Source organism: Kitasatospora sp. NPDC059722, from assembly GCF_042733235.1.
Classification (GTDB): domain Bacteria; phylum Actinomycetota; class Actinomycetes; order Streptomycetales; family Streptomycetaceae; genus Kitasatospora.
Window position 1 is genome coordinate 34,860 of record NZ_JBHWGD010000064.1, and the last position, 16,854, is coordinate 51,713.

Annotated in this window: 17 protein-coding genes; 8 read left to right on the plus strand and 9 right to left on the minus strand. The window is 74.8% G+C overall.

Annotated features, from left to right (window positions below):
• The first annotated feature begins 34 nt into the window (after positions 1 to 34).
• Positions 35 to 442, plus strand: coding sequence for a nuclear transport factor 2 family protein (locus ACFV4F_RS31555; RefSeq protein ID WP_380438898.1), 408 nt, complete (start codon positions 35 to 37; stop codon positions 440 to 442).
• A 7-nt stretch (positions 443 to 449) separates the two neighbouring features.
• Here ACFV4F_RS31555 and ACFV4F_RS31560 read toward each other — a convergent pair whose 3' ends face one another.
• The 3 genes from ACFV4F_RS31560 to ACFV4F_RS31570 form a co-directional block, all read right to left on the minus strand.
• Positions 450 to 1,517 (minus strand): S-adenosylmethionine:tRNA ribosyltransferase-isomerase, encoded by a 1,068-nt coding sequence (locus ACFV4F_RS31560; RefSeq protein WP_380507586.1) that lies wholly within the window; start codon positions 1,515 to 1,517, stop codon positions 450 to 452.
• A complete protein-coding gene (locus ACFV4F_RS31565) occupies positions 1,514 to 2,335 on the minus strand; it encodes an SDR family NAD(P)-dependent oxidoreductase (protein WP_380507589.1) in 822 nt (273 codons plus the stop codon). Before ACFV4F_RS31565 ends, ACFV4F_RS31560 begins: the two co-directional genes overlap by 4 nt.
• Before the next feature lie 113 nt (positions 2,336 to 2,448).
• The gene (locus ACFV4F_RS31570; protein WP_380507592.1) at positions 2,449 to 3,405 is read right to left on the minus strand and encodes an RluA family pseudouridine synthase; all 957 of its coding nucleotides are present in this window, start codon (positions 3,403 to 3,405) and stop codon (positions 2,449 to 2,451) included.
• 144 nt (positions 3,406 to 3,549) lie between these two features.
• Between ACFV4F_RS31570 and ACFV4F_RS31575 the strand changes: the two genes are divergently transcribed.
• The 3 genes from ACFV4F_RS31575 to ACFV4F_RS31585 all read left to right on the plus strand — a co-directional run bounded on the left by ACFV4F_RS31575 (position 3,550) and on the right by ACFV4F_RS31585 (position 6,181).
• Positions 3,550 to 4,656: a PP2C family protein-serine/threonine phosphatase gene (locus ACFV4F_RS31575; RefSeq protein WP_380498127.1), complete on the plus strand. Its 1,107-nt coding sequence runs from the start codon at positions 3,550 to 3,552 to the stop codon at positions 4,654 to 4,656.
• Between the two features lie 107 nt (positions 4,657 to 4,763).
• Positions 4,764 to 5,153 carry a DUF3224 domain-containing protein gene (locus tag ACFV4F_RS31580; RefSeq protein ID WP_380498128.1) on the plus strand — a complete coding sequence of 130 codons (390 nt, stop codon included), beginning with the start codon at positions 4,764 to 4,766 and terminating at the stop codon, positions 5,151 to 5,153.
• 116 nt (positions 5,154 to 5,269) lie between these two features.
• The gene (locus ACFV4F_RS31585) at positions 5,270 to 6,181 is read left to right on the plus strand and encodes a DUF5995 family protein (RefSeq protein ID WP_380507596.1); all 912 of its coding nucleotides are present in this window, start codon (positions 5,270 to 5,272) and stop codon (positions 6,179 to 6,181) included.
• Here the strand turns inward: ACFV4F_RS31585 and ACFV4F_RS31590 are convergent.
• Complete coding sequence (locus ACFV4F_RS31590; protein ID WP_380438886.1) at positions 6,142 to 7,581, minus strand: GuaB1 family IMP dehydrogenase-related protein; 1,440 nt, start codon at positions 7,579 to 7,581, stop codon at positions 6,142 to 6,144. The genes ACFV4F_RS31585 and ACFV4F_RS31590 overlap by 40 nt on opposite strands.
• A 338-nt stretch (positions 7,582 to 7,919) precedes the next feature.
• On the opposite strand from ACFV4F_RS31590, the gene ACFV4F_RS31595 reads away from it, so the two are divergent.
• Positions 7,920 to 9,383, plus strand: coding sequence for an SDR family NAD(P)-dependent oxidoreductase (locus ACFV4F_RS31595; protein WP_380438945.1), 1,464 nt, complete (start codon positions 7,920 to 7,922; stop codon positions 9,381 to 9,383).
• A gap of 21 nt (positions 9,384 to 9,404) precedes the next feature.
• Entirely contained in the window at positions 9,405 to 9,893 is a 489-nt protein-coding gene (locus tag ACFV4F_RS31600; RefSeq protein WP_380507598.1) for an NUDIX hydrolase, read from the plus strand.
• A gap of 72 nt (positions 9,894 to 9,965) precedes the next feature.
• Here ACFV4F_RS31600 and ACFV4F_RS31605 read toward each other — a convergent pair whose 3' ends face one another.
• Genes ACFV4F_RS31605 through ACFV4F_RS31615 form a run of 3 tightly spaced genes read right to left on the minus strand, consistent with a single transcriptional unit; the run spans position 9,966 to position 13,458 of the window.
• The gene (locus ACFV4F_RS31605) at positions 9,966 to 12,206 is read right to left on the minus strand and encodes an FtsX-like permease family protein (RefSeq protein ID WP_380507601.1); all 2,241 of its coding nucleotides are present in this window, start codon (positions 12,204 to 12,206) and stop codon (positions 9,966 to 9,968) included.
• On the minus strand, positions 12,203 to 12,937 hold the full coding sequence (locus ACFV4F_RS31610) for an ABC transporter ATP-binding protein (protein ID WP_380438881.1): 735 nt from the start codon (positions 12,935 to 12,937) through the stop codon (positions 12,203 to 12,205). Before ACFV4F_RS31610 ends, ACFV4F_RS31605 begins: the two co-directional genes overlap by 4 nt.
• On the minus strand, positions 12,934 to 13,458 hold the full coding sequence (locus ACFV4F_RS31615; protein ID WP_359963749.1) for a PadR family transcriptional regulator: 525 nt from the start codon (positions 13,456 to 13,458) through the stop codon (positions 12,934 to 12,936). The genes ACFV4F_RS31610 and ACFV4F_RS31615 overlap by 4 nt, the downstream gene beginning before the upstream one ends.
• 420 nt (positions 13,459 to 13,878) lie before the next feature.
• Here ACFV4F_RS31615 and ACFV4F_RS31620 point away from each other — a divergent pair, with 420 nt between their 5' ends.
• On the plus strand, positions 13,879 to 14,532 hold the full coding sequence (locus ACFV4F_RS31620; RefSeq protein ID WP_380507603.1) for a hypothetical protein: 654 nt from the start codon (positions 13,879 to 13,881) through the stop codon (positions 14,530 to 14,532).
• A gap of 110 nt (positions 14,533 to 14,642) precedes the next feature.
• Complete coding sequence (locus ACFV4F_RS31625; protein WP_380438877.1) at positions 14,643 to 15,188, plus strand: hypothetical protein; 546 nt, start codon at positions 14,643 to 14,645, stop codon at positions 15,186 to 15,188.
• 12 nt (positions 15,189 to 15,200) lie between these two features.
• On the opposite strand, the gene ACFV4F_RS31630 is transcribed toward ACFV4F_RS31625, so the two are convergent.
• Complete coding sequence (locus ACFV4F_RS31630) at positions 15,201 to 15,872, minus strand: YoaK family protein (RefSeq protein ID WP_380507606.1); 672 nt, start codon at positions 15,870 to 15,872, stop codon at positions 15,201 to 15,203.
• 48 nt (positions 15,873 to 15,920) lie between these two features.
• Complete coding sequence (locus tag ACFV4F_RS31635; protein ID WP_380438873.1) at positions 15,921 to 16,655, minus strand: MgtC/SapB family protein; 735 nt, start codon at positions 16,653 to 16,655, stop codon at positions 15,921 to 15,923.
• Between the last annotated feature and the right edge of the window lie 199 nt (positions 16,656 to 16,854).

The window sequence follows — 16,854 nt, forward strand, 5'->3', positions numbered from 1 at the left end:
GACAGCCCCACCGGAGGACACCAGAGGAGCCACCGTGAACCAGCAGCTCGACGCCCGCACCGTCGTCACCGCCTACGTCACCGCGATCGCCGGGGGTGACCTCGACACCGCCGTCGCCTGCTTCGCCGACGACGCCACCTGGGAGTACCCGGGCACCCTCCCCCTGTCGCGGGTGTGGCGCGGCAAGGAAGCCATCTTCAGCGAGTTCCTCGTCGGCGCGCGCGCCCTGTTCGCCCCCGACACCCCGCTGGAGGTGACGCTCACCCAGGTTCTCGCGGACGGCCCGAAGGCCCTCGCCGAGTGGACTTCCAAGGGGACGGCCGCGAACGGCAGCGCGTACGAGAACCACTGCGCGGCCGTGTTCACCGTCGAGAACGGGCTGATCACCGCCGTCCGTGAGTACCTCGACACCGACCACGTCGCGCGGACGCTCTTCGCCTGACGCGCCGTCAGGCCGGCAGGAGCAGGTTGACGTCGCCGAACTCGTGCCAGAGGCACCGGCTCCGGACGGCCTCGCGGTAGCAGCGGGCGAGGAGCGGAAGGCCGGCGACGGCGGCCAGGAGCTGGAGGTGGGAGGCCCGCGGCTCGTGCCAGCCGGTCAGGAGACCGTCGACCGCCCGGACGCCGCGCTCGGGGGTGATGACCAACTCCGTCCAGCCGTCGGCCTCGTGGACCGTCCCGTCCGGGTCGGCGGCGGACTCCAGCGCCCGCACCGCGGTGGTGCCGACGGCGATCACCCGGCCGCCGCCCGCCCGGACGTGGCCCACCAGTCGGGCGGTCGCCGCCGGGACGTGGAACCGCTCCGCGTACGGCGCCTCGTGCGCCTCCGGGGACGCGACGCCGGTGTGCAGGGTGATCGGCGCGAGCAGCACGCCGCGGCCGGCCAGGCGGGCGACCACCTCCGTCGTGAACGGGCGTGCGGCACTGGGCATTTCACTGCTGCCGGGGATGGTGGCGAACGCCGTCTGGTAGGCCTCCATCGGCCAGTCGCGGTCCACGTAGCCGTACCGGATCGCCCGGCCGTGGAGTGACAGGTACGGCAACAGCGCTGCGGGGAGGTCGAGTTCGGCGTACCAGAGGCGGGCGGTGAACGGGGTGGTCAACTCGGCGGCACCGCCGGCCGGCAGGCCGATCCGCAGGCCCGGGCGGGCCGGGCTGTCCTCGGGCGGGTAGTACTCCGCCGCCCTCCCGGGCACGACGCGGCGCAACTCCACCAGGAACGCTCCGCGTTGGTCCGGCTGGGCCGAGGACAGGTGCAGTGCGACCGGCGTTCCGTCGGGCAGCCGTCCGGGCAGGGCCGCCGGGATCGTTGCGGAGTTGTTGACCACCAGCAGGTCGCCGGGGCGCAGCACGTCGGGCAGGTCGGTGAAGCGGTGGTGCTCCACGGTGTCGCGCTCGCGCCGTCCGACCAGCATCCGGACGCCGTCGCGCGCCCGGCCGCGGGCCTCCGCCGGTGCGGGGGCGGAGAGTTCGGGCGGGACGGTGAAGTCGGGGCCGAGCTCCGTGAGGACGGTCATCGCCCACCTCGGACCGCTGCGAGATCCGCCGCACGGTCCGCCGTGCGGTCCCCCGTGCGGTCCGCTGCGAGGTCCTCCGCCCGGTACCGGCCGGACGGCGCGCCGTCCCTGAGCAGGCCGAGCAGGGCGGGGGCGACCTCCTCCGGCAGCGGCTCGCCGGAGATGTCCTCGCCGGGGCTCGCCGCCTGGAGCATCTCGGTCCGCATGCTGCCCGGATCGACCGCCCAGACCCGCAACTCCGGCTCCTCCCTGGCGAGTACGGCGGTGGCGAGGTCGAGCGCCGCCTTGCTCGCGCCGTAGCCGCCCCAGCCGACGTACGGCACGACGGCCGCGTCGGAGCTGATGTTCAGCACCGCGCCGCCGTGGGCGCGCAGCTGCGGCAGGACGAGCTGGGTGAGCGCGATCGGGGCGAGGGCGTTGACCTCGAACGTCTCCAGGAGTTCGGGCAGCGGCGCGTCTGCGATCCTGGGCAGCGGTTCGGCGCGCGCGTCGTCCGTGCCGTTGAGGGTCCCGGCGTTGTTGATCAGGAGGCTCGCGCCGCCGAGCCCGGCGGCGGCCTCGGCGAGGCGGGCGCGGTGGTCGTCGTCCACGATCGAGCCGGGCAGCGCGACGACCCTGGTGACGGCGCCCAGCCGGGCCTCGGCGGCGGCGAGCCCGGCGGCGCCCCGGGCGGTGATCACCAGCTGCCACCCGTCGGCGGCGAGCGCCTCGGCGAGGGCCAGGCCGAGTCCTCGGGAGGCCCCGGTGACGACGGCGACGCGGGTGGGGGTGGTGGGGGTGGCGGGGGTGGCGGGGGCGGTGTGCTGTGCTGCGTTCATGCCCCCACGATCGCTCCGAGCGTCCGGGTGCCGGATCGGCCACCGGGACCGGGACCCGGTCGTCCGTTGGTCCTAGGGCGCCGGGTCCGACGTAGGGCGCCGGGGTCCGACGGTCAGGAGCCCCCGGCCCCGGCCGCCCAGCCCTCCGGGTCGGTCCAGGCGGACAGGGCGCGACGGCTCTCGAAGCGGTGCTCGCGGCCGGTCACGGGATCGGTGAACTCGACGACGGAGGCGAGCAGTTGGAGCGGCCGGCGGAAGTCGTCCGCGGCCGGCTCGGGCAGCACCACCGGGTACACCGGGTCGCCCAGGATCGGCACGCCCAGGCCGGACATGTGCAGCCGCAGCTGGTGCGTGCGCCCGCTGAGCGGCCGGAGCCGGTAGCGGCCGAGGCCGTCGCGCCGCTCCAGCAGGTCGATCCGGCTCTCGCTGTTCGGCGGGGCGTCGACCTCCCGGGCCGCGATCACCCCGCGCTCCTTCACGATGTGGCTGCGGACGGTCCGCGGCAGGCTCAGCCCGGGGTCGAAGGGCGCGACGGCCTCGTACTCCTTGCGGACCAGCCGGTCGCGGAAGAGCGTCTGGTACGCGCCGCGCTCCTCGGGCCGCACGACGAACAGGGCGAGCCCGGCGGTGAGGCGGTCGAGCCGGTGTGCGGGGCTGAGCGCGGGCAGGTCGAGGCCGTGCCGCAGCCGCGACAGCGCCGTCTCGACGACGTGCTTGCCGCGCGGGGTGGTGGCCAGGAAGTGCGGCTTGTCGACGACGACCAGGTGTTCGTCGCGGTGCACGACGGCGAGCTCGAACGGCACCCGAACCTCGTCGGGGAGGTCCCGGTAGAACCACAGGTGCCCGCCGGGCCGGAACGGGTCGTCCGGCGCGACCGGCCCGTCCTCGCCCACGATCTCCCGCCCGTGCAGCGCGGCGTCGACGCGCGCCGTGCCGACGGCGGCCAGCCGCTCGACGAGGTACGCCCGGACGGTCTCCCAGGGCCCCTCGATCGGCAGTCGCAGGTGCACGGGGTCCACACCGTTGCGCTGCGGAAGGGGGGAGGCCGGGCGGCGGCTCTTGCGTCTCATCTCGGTCACCCAGCCTAGCCGGGCGGCTGACGGCCCGGCCGACGGGGGCGCGGCCGGAGTCCCTGACCGCGTGGGTGGCACCCGGCCTGCTCCGAAAGACACGCCCTGGGTGCCGGGTGTCGGGGGCGCGGGGACAGTGGAGGGGTGATCGAGGAGGAGGACGAGCCGGGGGACTTGCCGCCGTTGCACTTGCCCCGGCGGACGCGGGGGTTGCTGTACGGCGCGTTCCTGCTGCTCGCCGGGGCCGTCGTGGCCGACCTGGTGAGCGGGCCCGGCACGACGCTCTCGCCGCTGCTCGCGGTCGCCCCGGTGCTGGCCGGGGCCACCACCAGGAAGGCGCGGGTGCCGCTCCTGGTCGGTGCGGCGGCGCTGCTGGCCGTGGGCACGCTGGAGAGCGCCAACGAGCAGCTGCCGACCGCCGTCCGGGTCAGCGTGCTGGTGACCGTCCTCGCCGCGACCCTGGCCAGCGCCGCCAACGTGCTGCTCGTGGCGGCGCGCGAGCGGGAACTGTTCCAGGTCCGCACGGTGGCCGAGGCGGCGCAGCGGGCGCTGCTGCGGCCGCCGCCGGAGCGGATCGGCCGGCTGCGGCTGGCCGTGCGGTACGTGGCGGCGGCGGCCGAGGCCCGGATCGGCGGGGACCTGTACGCCGTCCTCGACACCCGGTTCGGGGTGCGGATCCTGCTCGGGGACGTCCAGGGCCACGGGCTGCCTTCGGTGGAGACGGCGGCGGACGTGCTGGGGGTGTTCCGGGAGGGCGCGCGGACCGAGCCCGACCTCGGGCGGCTCGCGGAGCGCCTGGACGCGGCGCTCGCCGCGAGACCGGGCGACGGGCGGTTCGCGACCGCGCTGCTGCTGAGCGTGCCGCCGGGCCGGGAGCCGGTGACGGTCGTGAACTGCGGCCATCCGCACCCCCTGCTGCGCCGCGCGGGCGTGGTGGGCGAGCTGGAGCCGGAGGAGGCGGCGCCGCCGCTGGGACTGCTCGGGCTGACCGGCGGCCGCTACCCGGTGGGGCGCTTCGAGGCGCGGCCGGGCGATCTGCTGCTCCTGTACACCGACGGGGTCTCGGAGGCCCGGAACGCCGACGGGGTGTTCTACCCGCTGGCGCAGCGGCTGCCCGGCCTGCACGCGGGGCAGCCGGCGGACCTGCTGGACGGCGTGCTGGCGGACGTCGACGACTGGGTCGGCCCGGCCGGGCTCGCGGACGACGCGGCGCTGCTCGCGATCCGCTGGGAGCAGCGCGCGGAGCGCTGACCAGGGCATTCACCCGCGTGGGGCGCGATTGTCAGAGCTGTGTGCAAGGCTCTGATCGCGGTCGACGGGGTGTCGGTCGCGGAGACGTTCGTCGAGGGGAGAGCGCCATGGGGCACAGGGCGAGCGGGGCGTTCGAGCTGACCGCCTTCGAGCCGGTGGAGACGGAGGAGCGGGCGGGTGCGGCGTTCGGCCGGATCCGGATCGCCAAGACGTTCACCGGCGGGATCACCGGCACGAGCGAGGTGCGGATGACGTCCGTCGGGGACGCCGCGGGCGCGCCGGCCTCGTACGTCGCGGTGGAGCACGTGACGGGTGAACTGGACGGGCGGAAGGGCTCGTTCGTGCTCCAGCACGCCGCCTGGGACACCACCGGTGTGACGATACGCGTCGTCCCGGGCACCGGCTCGGGCGAGTTGGCCGGGCTCACCGGGGAGTTCCACCTGACCGTCGGCGAGGACGGCGCGCACACCTACGTCCTGGAGTACGAGCTGGGCTGACGCCGCCGCCCCTCCGTCGACCGTCCCCCGGTCGGCTGCGCGCCGCGCGCTCCGGTCGGCCGGGCACACTGCCACGATGATGCGATCAGTGCACGATCGACATCGGAGGGTGGCGCATGCCCGGTGCGGCGGCGAGCACAGGAGCGAACGACACGGCAGTAAACGTCACGAACCCGGACGGCACGGTCGACGGGGTGGTCGCCCGGCTGCGGGCGCTCGGGGCGGGGCTGCCGCCGGAGGACGGGGTGGCGGTGTTCAACCGGGCCTACCTCACCGTCACGGAGGCGGTCCGGGAGCGGCTCGGTGGTCCGTACTTCGCCGATCCGGCGGCGGTGGCCGAGCTGGACGTGGTGTTCGCGGGGCGGTACCTGCTCGCGGTGGCGGCCGACGCCGCCGGGCGGGAGCCGCCCGCCTGCTGGCGGCCGCTGTTCGAGCTGCGCGCCCACACCGGGGTGCACCCGCTGCAGTTCGCCCTGGCCGGGATGAACGCCCACATCCAGCACGACCTCCCGCTGGCCGTCCTGGACGCGTGCGGGCGGCTCGGCTGCGAACCGGAGGACGTCGAGGACGACTACCACCGGGTCAACGGGGTGCTGGCCGAGGTGGAGGCCGCCGTCCGGGAGCAGCTGCTGGGCGCGCACGGGCTGCCGGAGCCGGCCGCGCCGCTCGCGCACCTGCTGGGCGCCTGGTCGGTGGACGCCGCCCGCGAGGCGGCCTGGTCGGCGGTGCGGGCGCTGTGGGAGCTGCGCCGGGTGCCGTGCGCCGCGCACGCCTTCGCCGCCGCGCTGGACGGCTCGGTGGGGCTGCTCGGCCGCGCGCTCCTGCTGCCGCTCGGCCTGCACGACGGCGTCCACCACGACCCGGCCGCAGGAACGGCTGCGGGAACGGCCGCGGGAACGGCCGCCGGCCGGCTCCCCGAAGCGAGGAACCGGCCGGTCGGCGAACCCGAGAACGGTGGCGGGGCGGGCGCACGCGCCGCCCGTGCGGATCAGGCCCAGCTGGAGTGCAGCGGCTTGCCCTCGGCGTAGCCGGCCGCGCTCTGGACGCCGACGATCGCCTTCTCGTGGAACTCCTCCAGCGTGTTGGCGCCCGCGTAGGTGCAGGAGCTGCGCACGCCGGCCACGATCGAGTCGATCAGGTCCTCGACGCCCGGGCGGGTCGGGTCGATGAACATCCGGGAGTGCGAGATGCCCTCCTCGAACAGCGCCTTGCGGGCGCGGTCGTAGGTGGAGTCCTGGGCGGTGCGGTTGCTCACGGCGCGGGCCGAGGCCATGCCGAAGCTCTCCTTGTACTGGCGGCCGTCGGCGGCGGTGTGGAGGTCGCCCGGGGACTCGTAGGTGCCGGCGAACCAGGAGCCGATCATCACGTTGGAGGCGCCGGCGGCCAGCGCCATGGCGACGTCGCGCGGGTGGCGGACGCCGCCGTCGGCCCACACGTGCTTGCCGAGCCGGCGCGCCTCGGCGGCGCACTCCAGGACGGCGGAGAACTGCGGGCGGCCGACGCCGGTCATCATGCGGGTGGTGCACATGGCGCCCGGGCCGACGCCGACCTTGAGGATGTCGGCGCCCGCCTCGACGAGGTCGCGCACGCCCGCCGCGGAGACGACGTTGCCGGCCACGATCGGGATCTGCGGGTCCAGGCCGCGCACGGCGCGCAGCGCGCTGATCATGCTCTCCTGGTGGCCGTGCGCGGTGTCGACGACCAGCACGTCGGCGCCGGCCTCGATCAGGGCCTTGGCCTTGCCGGCCACGTCGCCGTTGATGCCGACGGTGGCGGCGATCCGCAGCTTGCCGGCGGCGTCGACGGCCGGGGTGTACAGGGTGGCGCGCAGCGCGGCCTTGCGGGTGAGGATGCCGATGAGGCGGCCCTCGGCGTCGACGACCGGGGCGAGCTTGCGGTGGGCCTCGGAGAGCTTCTCGAAGGCGGCGCGCGGGTCGACGTCCTCGTCGAGGAGCAGCAGGTCGCGGGACATGATGTCGGCGAGGCTGGTGAAGCGGTCGACGCCCTGGCAGTCGGAGTCGGTGACGACGCCGACGGGCTTGCCGTCCTCGACGACCACGAGGGCGCCGTGCGCGCGCTTGGGCAGCAGCGACAGGGCCTCGGCGACGGTGGCGCCGGGGGCGAGGGTGATCGGGGTGTCGAACACCAGGTGGCGCTGCTTGACCCAGGCGATGACCTCGGCGATGACCTCGGTGGGGATGTCCTGGGGGATGGCGACCAGGCCGCCGCGACGGGCGACGGTCTCGGCCATCCGGCGGCCCGCGATGGCGGTCATGTTGGCGACGACCAGCGGGATGGTGGTGCCGGTGCCGTCGTTCGAGGAGAGGTCGACTGCCTGCCGGGAGCCCACGGCGGAACGGCTGGGGACCATGAAGACGTCGTCGTACGTCAGGTCGTACGAGGGCTTGAGGTCGTTCAGGAAGCGCATGAAATGGGGCTCTCTGGCTGGGAGAAGGTACACCTCGGGTGCGGTTGCGGCGATGCCGCCGGGGCGCACTCGGGCGCCCGGCACCCAACATTCGATTCTCCGGGAGGGTCGGGACAAAAGCCAGTTCGGGGACGATTGCTGGCGCTGTGCACAAATCAAGATCAAAGCTTCGCGCGTAGACTTGGATGATCGTCCAAACGATCGACCTTTCGCCCCGGCCGGGGCGACTCCCGTAGCATTCACGCGGTAACGGCGAGGCGAAACGGGAAACGGCAGCGGGCGTGGGCATCGATCAGCAAGTAGCGGCACAGCACCTCCGGGAGAGCCCGGTCGAGGGCATCGAGGAGGAGATCGACTACGGTCCCGGCCTCGATCCCGAGCGCCTGCGGCTCTGTCTCGAGGTGATCGCGGAGCTGGACGAGCTGCACGTCGACCACCCGGACGCGATCACCGTCCGCCAGGCCGTCGGCGGCATATTCCGCACGCTCAAGCAGCGCCGCCGCCAGGAGACCCGGGCCCGCAAGACCGCCAACGACCGCGAGGTCACCGCCCGCACGGCCACCGGCGCGCCGACCAGGATCGACGACGAGACGGCCGGCGCGTTCGGCCTGACCACCGTCACCACGACCGAGATCGCGGGCATCCTGGAGCGGCCCCGCTCCTGCTACACCTGCAAGAAGCGGTACGTCGAGGTCGACGCCTTCTACCACAACCTGTGCCAGCCCTGCGCGACGCTCAACCGGGCCCGCCGGGACGCCCGCGCCGACCTCACCGGCAAGCGCGCGCTGCTGACCGGCGGCCGGGCCAAGATCGGCATGTACATCGCGCTGATGCTGCTGCGCGACGGCGCCCACACCACGATCACCACGCGCTTCCCCAACGACGCGATCCGCCGCTTCAAGGCGATGCCGGACAGCGACCAGTGGATCCACCGCCTCAAGATCGTCGGGATCGACCTGCGCGACCCGGCCCAGGTCATGGCGCTCGCGGACGAGGTCGCCGCCGACGGCCCGCTGGACATCCTGATCAACAACGCCGCGCAGACCGTCCGCCGCCCGCCGGAGTCCTACCGCGAGCTGGTCGCCGCCGAGACCGCGCCGCTGCCGGCCGGCGAGCTCCCGCAGGCCACCACCATCGGCCGCTTCGGCAGCGGCAGCGTCGACCTGCCCGCGCTCCCCCACCAGGCGGGCGGGGCCGACCTGCGGATGGCCGCCGAGGACGTCACCTCGCTCGCGCTCGTCACCGGCTCCGCGACGCCCGCCCGGATCGCGGCCGGCACCGCGATCGACGCCGGCGGCCTGGTACCCGACCTCGCGGACACCAACAGCTGGGTGCAGACCGTCTCGGAGGTCGGCCCGATGGAGCTGCTGGAGGTGCAGCTCTGCAACTCCACCGCGCCGTTCATCCTGATCAGCCGGCTCCGCCAGACGATGGCCGCGTCCTCGTCGCGCCGCAAGTACGTGGTGAACGTGTCCGCGATGGAGGGCGTCTTCACCCGCGGCTACAAGGGCGCCGGCCACCCGCACACCAACATGGCGAAGGCCGCGCTCAACATGCTGACCCGCACGAGCGCGCAGGAGATGTTCGAGAGCGACGGCATCCTGATGACCGCCGTCGACACCGGCTGGATCACCGACGAGCGCCCGCACCCGGACAAGATGCGCCTGGCGGACGAGGGCTTCCACGCCCCGCTCGACCTGGTCGACGGCGCGGCCCGGGTCTACGACCCGATCGTGCGCGGCGAGCGGGGCGAGGACCTGTACGGCTGCTTCCTCAAGGACTACGAGCGCGGCAACTGGTAACCACCCGAAGGAGAACGCGAGTTGACCTCCACCTCACCCGGACCGGCAGCCCCCGCCCGGACGGTCGCGCCGATGCTCGGCGCCGGCGTCATCGTGCCCACCGGGGACGGCCGGGTGCTGGTCGGCCGCCGCACCACCGCCGGCGAGCCGCCCACCTGGAGCCTGCCGGGCGGGAAGGTGGAGGAGCCGGGCGAGTCCTTCGAGCAGGCGGCGGCGCGCGAACTCGCCGAGGAGACCGGCATCGTGCTGCCGGCCGACGAGATGCGGGTGCTGGCCGTGCTGCTCGACCACGAGCTCGGCCGGCCCCGGCTGACCGCCGCCGTGCTCGCGCCGCCGAGCCTCGCCGAGGCGCTGGTCACCGAGCCGCACGCGTGCGCGGGCTGGGAGCGCTTCGCGGTGGACGCCCTGCCGGAGCCGATGTTCTACCCGTCCGCCCTCGTCCTCGGCGCGTGGCTGCCGGGCATGGACGGGGTGCGCCGCCCCGGCACGCACGGCTACCGGATCGGCTGAGCCGGAGCACACCGGTGTCCCGGGGCTCCCCTGCTGCCCCGGGACACCAGCCGCTCGACCGGATCCCGCCCGTCAGCCGTTGCGCGCCGCCTCCGGCCCGGTGATCCGCCTCAGCAGCGGCAGCGTCGAGGCGATGATGCCGAGCGAGGCGAGCAGGCCGAAGCCCGTCAGCCCGTAGTAGAGCGCGCCCGGCGACACCAGGTCGTAGTCCATCTGCGACGTGAGGAACATCGCCGCCGCCGCGAAGCCCGTCCCGATCGAGATCGCCGCGACCACCAGGAGCGGCAGCGCGCTCTCCAGCCCGATCACCCGTTGCAGCAGCCGCAGCGGCGCCCCGGTCAGCCGCAGGATGGCGAACGGCCGCCTGCGGTCGGAGAGTCCGGCGACCACGCTCACCGCGAGGCTGCACCCGGCGATCGGCAGGGTGGTCAGCAGGACGACGTTCGCGAGTTGGCGCCAGCCCTGGAGCTGCTTCTGCGACACGGTGCCCCAGTCGGCGGCCATCCGCGCCTCGTACGTCGGGTAGGCCCTGGTGAAGAGCGTCCGCAGCTGTTCCATGGCCGCCGACGAACCGTCGGTGGTCGTGTAGACCATGCGCACCGGCAGCGCGGCGGCGTCCTGCACGGAGATCGGAGCGGCGGGCCACTCCTGGGCGCTCGCCTCCCTCAGGTCGACGAACTGCCAGAGCGGGACGAGGGCGACGGCCGCGCCCGGCGCGCAGTGGCCGATCACCGGGACCTGCGCCAGCTCCGGGCAGAGCACCAGCGCGGGCGCGGGCATGGCCTCGGAGCCGTGGTACTCCCGGCCGAGCCCGGCCGGGTTGTCGTGGGCCAGTGCCAGGCCGCGGAAGCCGGGCACGGCGCGGGCGGAGGCGAGCACGGAGTCGGGCACGGTGCCCATCGCGTCCGAGCGGAAGAGGTCGAACGACGGGGCGTGGACGACGGCCTTGCGGATCTCCGGATCACCGCTCAGCGCACCGCGGTTGGCGTTGATCGTACCGATGACGCTCACCGTCGAGGTGACCACGAACAGCGCCAGCACCAGCCCGGCCACCGAGCGGAACCCGGCCTTCGGGTCGTCCGCGAGGCGGCGCACCGCGATGAGCGAGGCCGGCCGGCCGGTCCGCCGGGCCACCGCCCGGGCGACGACCATCGTCAGCCACGGGCCGGCCACCACGAGGCCGAGCATCACGAGCAGGAAGCCGGTCAGGTAGGCCGCCGACTGACCGTTGGTGGTCGGCGGGCGGTTGTCGACGAAGTAGCCGAGCTCGCCCAGCCCCGCCAGCAGCGGGACCACCCGCCAGGCGCTCGGCGGCTTCGGCGTCACCCGGCGGGAGACGCCCAGCGGCGAGATCGTGACCCGCCGCAGCGCGAACCGGGCGGCGAGCGCCGCCGCCACCGGCACGCCCACCACGGCGCCGAGCACCTGCGGGACGGTCAAGGTCAGGTCGGAGGTGAAGAACCGGCTCCCGGTGAACGGGACCTCGGCCACCAGCGGGCGCAGCGCCGCGTGGAGCGCGAAGCCGAGCACCGTCCCGGCCGCCGACGCCACCGTGGACTCGACCGCCGAGATCACCGAGACCTGCCGGGGTGTCGCGCCCACCAGCCGCATCGCGGCGAAGCGCTGTTCGCGGGTGGCGGCGGACAGCCGGGTCGCGGTGCCGATGAAGATCAGCACCGGGAAGATCAGCGCGCCGGCCACCACGGTGAGGATGAGCGTCATCGCGTCGCCGCGCACGCCGTGGCCGAAGCAGTCGTTGTCGCAGTCGGCGGGCAGGGTGGTGGCGATCGTCGTGATCTGCCGGGCGCGCGGCCCCGCCCTGACCTCGTCCGCCGTGCGGCCGATGACGACCGACAGGCTGTCCGGGGAGGGCAGCGCGGCGTCGCCCAGGGTGCCGGCGAGCCGGCCGGGGAAGCGGTCGCCCAGTTGGACGGCCGGGACGTCGCGCAGCAGCTTCTCCAGCGCGGGCGAGGCGTAGTACTCGCCGGGGGCCGGCAGCCCGGTCAGGCCCGGCGGGACGGGCGAGGTGGGGCCGGTCGGGGCGACCTCGACCTCGAAGACCTCCTTGCCGTCGTAGAAGTCGCCGTGCGCGTACCACCAGAGCGGGTCGACGGCGGCCGGCGCCTCGGCCCGGCTCTTGGTGCCCGAATTCATCCACAGCTGGCGCTCGTTGGCCCGGCCGATCGCGTTGACGCTCGCGAACGTGGAGAGCAGCAGGCCGACGCCGATCGCGACGGCCGCCGCGATCATCGCCAGCCGGGCCAGCGCCTCCCGGCCGCCGCTGACGGCCAGGCGGAGCGAGAAGGCGATCACGGCGCCACCGGTCCCGCCACCGGTCCGGCCGCCTGCCCCGCCACCGACCCCGCCACCGGTCCCGCCGAGAGCACCCGGGCCGAGCCGTCGCGCACGATCGCCTCGCGGTCGGCGTAGGCGGCGACGCGGGGCTCGTGGGTCACCAGGACGACGGTCGTGCCCTGTTCGCGGGCCGAGGCGACCATCAGGTCCATCACCTGCTCGCCGGTCAGCGAGTCCAGGGCGCCGGTCGGCTCGTCGGCGAAGAGCACCTGTGGGCGGGCCACCAGGCCGCGGGCCAGGGCGACGCGCTGCGCCTGACCGCCCGACAGCTCGCCGGAGCGGCGCTTCTCCATGCCGTCCAGGCCGAGCCTGGCGAACCACGGCCGGGCGTCGGCCAGCGCGGCGGCGCGGCGCACGCCGTTCAGCAGCAGCGGCAGGGCGACGTTCTCCTCGGCCGTCAACTCCGGCACCAGCTGGCCGAACTGGAACACGAAGCCGAAGCGGTCCCGGCGCAGGGCGCTGCGCCGGGCCTCGGCCATGGTGTCGATCCGCTGTCCGTCGAAGTGCACCTCGCCGGCGTCGGGCACCAGGATGCCGGCCAGGCAGTGCAATAACGTCGACTTGCCCGACCCGCTCGGGCCCATGACGGCCAGCACCTCGCCGGCCTCGACCGAGAGACTGGCCCCGCGCAGCGCGGGTGTCTCCCCGAAGGACAGGGCTATGTCGCGGGCCTCGATCACGGCGGTCATCGCCGCACCTCCGCGGCGAGGGCGCCCAGGCGGGCGGCGGTGAGGTCGATCCAGCGCAGGTCCGCCTCCAGGTGGAACAGGCCGTGGTCGGCCAGCAGGGCGTCCACCAGGGGGCCGGTGCGGCGCAGGTCGGTGAGCTCGCGCATCCGGCGCAGGTGGGCGGCGCGCTGGGTGTCCAGGTAGTCCTGGGCGTCGCGGCCGAGCATCAGGGCGAGCACGACCTTGGTGAACAGCGTGCTCTGCAGGTTGGGTTCGGGCGCGACGGGCTCGGTCAGCCAGGTCTCGAACTCCGTCGCGCCGGTCTCGGTGATCACGTAGCGCTTGCGCTCGGGACCGTCGCCGGGCTCCGCCTCGCCGGCGACCACCTTGCCGTCGCGGGCGAGGCGGCCGAGCGTCGCGTAGACCTGACCGTACGGGAGGGGTTTGCCGCGGCCGAACAGGGCGTCGTAGTCGCGCTTGAGGTCGTAGCCGTGGCTCGGCTCCCGTTCCAGGAGCCCGAGCAGGGTCAAGGGAACACTCATGGAGAGGACCATACCCCACGCGTATACTCCGAGTGTATATCCGGCGAGAACAAGCCGCTGACCTGGCGCGACGTCAGAACCCCGGGTACGGCGGGCAGGAGGCGGGCCCCACACCCGCCCCCTGCCGCGCACCGCGGCCCGACGCCCCCACGGCGAACCGGGCCGGGCTGCACCCGGGCACGGGAGGCACGGCCCGGTTCCAAGCCTGCCCCGCCCGCGCCGCCCTGCCGAGGGCCGAACGTCCCGTTCCGGTCACCCCGTTCCGGCCGCCGAGGCCGCCGCCACCGGCGCCCGGCCGTCACACGCCGCGTTCGTGCGAACCCGCACGGCTCTTGTGCGCGGGTTCGCGCGGGGTGGACATTGGGTAACGGAACACCGTTCACCACTGCACAGTCCCAACACACCTGAGGAGCCGTCATCGTGTCCAGCAGCCCCCGGCCGGCCCGGCCGGCGTCGCTCCCGCGGCGGACCGGCCGCCAGCTGCGACGGGCCCTCGGCGGACGGCGCGAACCGCTCGCCCGGTCCGTGGACCGCTCCCGCGCCCGCGCCTGGGCCGTCGCCGCGCTGGGACTGCTGCTCGCCCTCGCCCTCGCCACCGCCGGCGCCCTCGTCAGCTACCGCTCCGCCGCGCCCCGGGCCGCCGCCGACCACGGCCGGCTCCACCAGGTCGACGCCGTCGTGCTCGGCCCGCCCCAACACGGCACCTCCGCCGGCCGGCTCGCCGGCGGGTACGAGAGCCGCGTCGAGGCCGAGGCGAGCTGGACGTACCCCGACGGGCAGCCGCACACCGGCACCGTCCAGGCGCCCCGGACGGCCGCTGTCCGCAGCACCGTCCGCATCTGGGTCGACCCCGACGGCACCGTCACCGCTCCCCCGCTCGACCGCGGCGCCGTCGTCGCGTCCGCCACCTGCATCGGCGCCGGCACGCTGCTCGCCCTCGTCGCGCTCGTCGTCGTCGGGCTCCGCCTGCGGCTCCGGGCCCTCGAACGGCGGTCCGACGAGTCCTGGACGCGCTCCTGGGCCCGACTCGAACCCCTCTGGAGCGGCCGCGCGGGCCACCGGCAGGACGACTGAAACCGACCGGGGCCGATCCGCGTCTCCCGTAAGGCCTGTCTCGCGCCGCACGGCAGGCGGGGGTTCGAAGACAGGCCCGAGCAGCCAACCGCACCCGGGGGACCACAGACATGAAGCACCGCCGCACCGCCCTGGCCGCCGCGCTCGCGCTGGGCCTGGCCGCACTCGTCACCGGCTGCGGGCCGGACGACCCGGACCCCGCGCCCGCGGCCGCCTCGCCGGCGCCCACCACGGCCGCCTCCGGCGCGCCCGCGCCCGCCCCGACGGCGAGCGCGGCACCCACCACGCCCGCGCCGACCGCCTCTGCGGCGCTCAAGCCCTGCCACCCGGACCCGGCCCGGCCGGACTTCGTCAAGTTCGACTCCGCGACCACCGCGGGCGGCGTGACCAAGGTGACCCTGACGCCGGTGAGCTGCGGCTACAAGGCGGAGAACGAGGAGCTCGTCGAGTACACCCCCACCGGCGACGCCACGGGCTACCAGCTGACGAAGAACGCGGTGGTGCAGGTCATCGAGTTCACCGGCAAGGGCACCAAGGAGCGCACGATCGCGCCGGCCGAGCTGGCCACGTACAAGCTGGCCAGCACGCCGTACTTCGCGGTCCACCGGAACGAGCAGGGGAAGATCACGGCGATGAAGGAGATCTACCACCCCTGAGACACGCCCTGGTCACGGCCGCGCCGCCCAGGGCTGGGTGGTGCGGGAGGCGCGGTGGAGGACGGCCGCGACGGCGACCAGCAGAGCCGAGGCCAGGGCCAGCGCCGTCGGGACGTTCGCGTGGAGGACGAGCAGGGCGCCCAGCAGGGCCCCGGCGAGCATCCAGACCGCGGAGGCCAGCCGGCGGGGGCCGGAGCGGTCCGCGGCGAGGGCGGTGATCGTCATGGTCAGCACCGTCGTCGTCAGGTCGGGCACCTTCAGCGAGCGCACCACCGCGTTCTGGCCGCCCATCGCCAGGGCGAGCAGCCCGATCAGCGCGTAGCGGACCGGGTCGGCGGTGTGCCCGGCCGCCGCCGCCAGGACGGTGCTCACGACGACGAGCGCCGCCTGGGCCGCCACCGCCGCCCGCAGCAGCCGTCCCCGGTGCTCGGGCAGACGGTCGGCGAGGCGCCCGCCGGCCAGGGCGCCGACGAGGAAGGCGGCGAGGGCGGCGAGCGACGCGGTCGCGGAGAGGTTGGCCGCGCCGGCCAGGGCGAAGCCGAGGAACACCACGTTGCCGGTCATGTTGGCGACGAAGACGTGCCCGAGCGCGAGGTAGCTGACCGCGTCGACCACGCCGGTGACGACGGTGAGCACCAGGAGCAGCGGCACGAGCGGCCCGTGCCTGGGGTCGGGAGTGAGCATCGGGCCTCCTGGCGGTGGACGGTCTGACGGTCCCTCCGTTCTACTCCCTCACGCGAGCGCCGGGGCGCCGGGATCGTCCGATTCGTCCTCGACGTGCCAGTGGAGGTCGCGCACGCCCGGTTCGAGGGAGAGCCGGGTGACGACCTGCTCCAGCGCGGGGGCGACCTGGCCGGTGATGGCGACGGTCGCGCGCAGGCTGGTGGCCTCGCCGTTGTCGGCACGGCGGGCGCGCAGGCCGGTGGGGGTGAGCCCGGAGGCCGACAGGGACTGGAGCAGCAGGGCCCGGATGTGCGCCTCGGACTTGCGGTCGCACTCCACGTGGACGGTCGCGCGGTTGGTGGAGTCCGGGTCGCTGCCGGACTGCGGGGCGCGGTCGAGCAGCCGCCCGGCCGGGCGCAGCACGAGGTGGACGGCGAGCACGGCGAGGGTGCCGAGGACGGCGAGTTCGAGCTTGCCGGAGGCGGCGAGCACCCCGACGGCGGCCGAACACCACAGTGTGGCGGCGGTGTTGAGGCCGCGCACGCCGGCGCCGTCGCGCAGGATGACGCCACCGCCGAGGAAGCCGATGCCGGAGACGACGTACGAGGCGACCCGGGTGGGGCTGCCGGTGTCGCCGACGGCCTCGCTGTAGAGGACGAACAGGGTGGCGCCGGCGGCGACCAGGGCGTTGGTGCGCAGGCCGGCCATCCGGGCGCGCCACTGGCGTTCGACGCCGATCAGGGCGCCGCAGGCGACGCCGGTGGCCAGCCGGACCAGGAACTCGACGGTGGTCAGGGTGTGCACGGCGGCACCTCCTACGGGGAGACGGCGGGCGGACGGGAGGGGAAAGCGGAACGGACGGGCGGCAGGCCCTCGGCCCGCCCCCGTCCGTTCGGTGGGTTCACGGTGGCTCAGTGCCCGAGGGCGGTCTGGACGACCTTGATGATGACCATGATCATCGCGATCAGCAGGTAGGCGCGCAGGGCGCCCATGCCGACCTTGC

Coding starts and splice junctions, on each gene's coding strand:
- ACFV4F_RS31570 (WP_380507592.1), bottom strand. CDS start 3,405: ATGAGACGCAAGAGCCGCCGCCCGGCCTCCCCCCTTCCGCAGCGCAAC.
- ACFV4F_RS31630 (WP_380507606.1), bottom strand. CDS start 15,872: ATGCTCACTCCCGACCCCAGGCACGGGCCGCTCGTGCCGCTGCTCCTG.
- ACFV4F_RS31590 (WP_380438886.1), bottom strand. CDS start 7,581: ATGCGCTTCCTGAACGACCTCAAGCCCTCGTACGACCTGACGTACGAC.
- ACFV4F_RS31615 (WP_359963749.1), bottom strand. CDS start 13,458: ATGAGTGTTCCCTTGACCCTGCTCGGGCTCCTGGAACGGGAGCCGAGC.
- ACFV4F_RS31580 (WP_380498128.1), top strand. CDS start 4,764: ATGGGGCACAGGGCGAGCGGGGCGTTCGAGCTGACCGCCTTCGAGCCG.
- ACFV4F_RS31625 (WP_380438877.1), top strand. CDS start 14,643: ATGAAGCACCGCCGCACCGCCCTGGCCGCCGCGCTCGCGCTGGGCCTG.
- ACFV4F_RS31610 (WP_380438881.1), bottom strand. CDS start 12,937: ATGACCGCCGTGATCGAGGCCCGCGACATAGCCCTGTCCTTCGGGGAG.
- ACFV4F_RS31560 (WP_380507586.1), bottom strand. CDS start 1,517: ATGACCGTCCTCACGGAGCTCGGCCCCGACTTCACCGTCCCGCCCGAA.
- ACFV4F_RS31585 (WP_380507596.1), top strand. CDS start 5,270: ATGCCCGGTGCGGCGGCGAGCACAGGAGCGAACGACACGGCAGTAAAC.
- ACFV4F_RS31565 (WP_380507589.1), bottom strand. CDS start 2,335: ATGAACGCAGCACAGCACACCGCCCCCGCCACCCCCGCCACCCCCACC.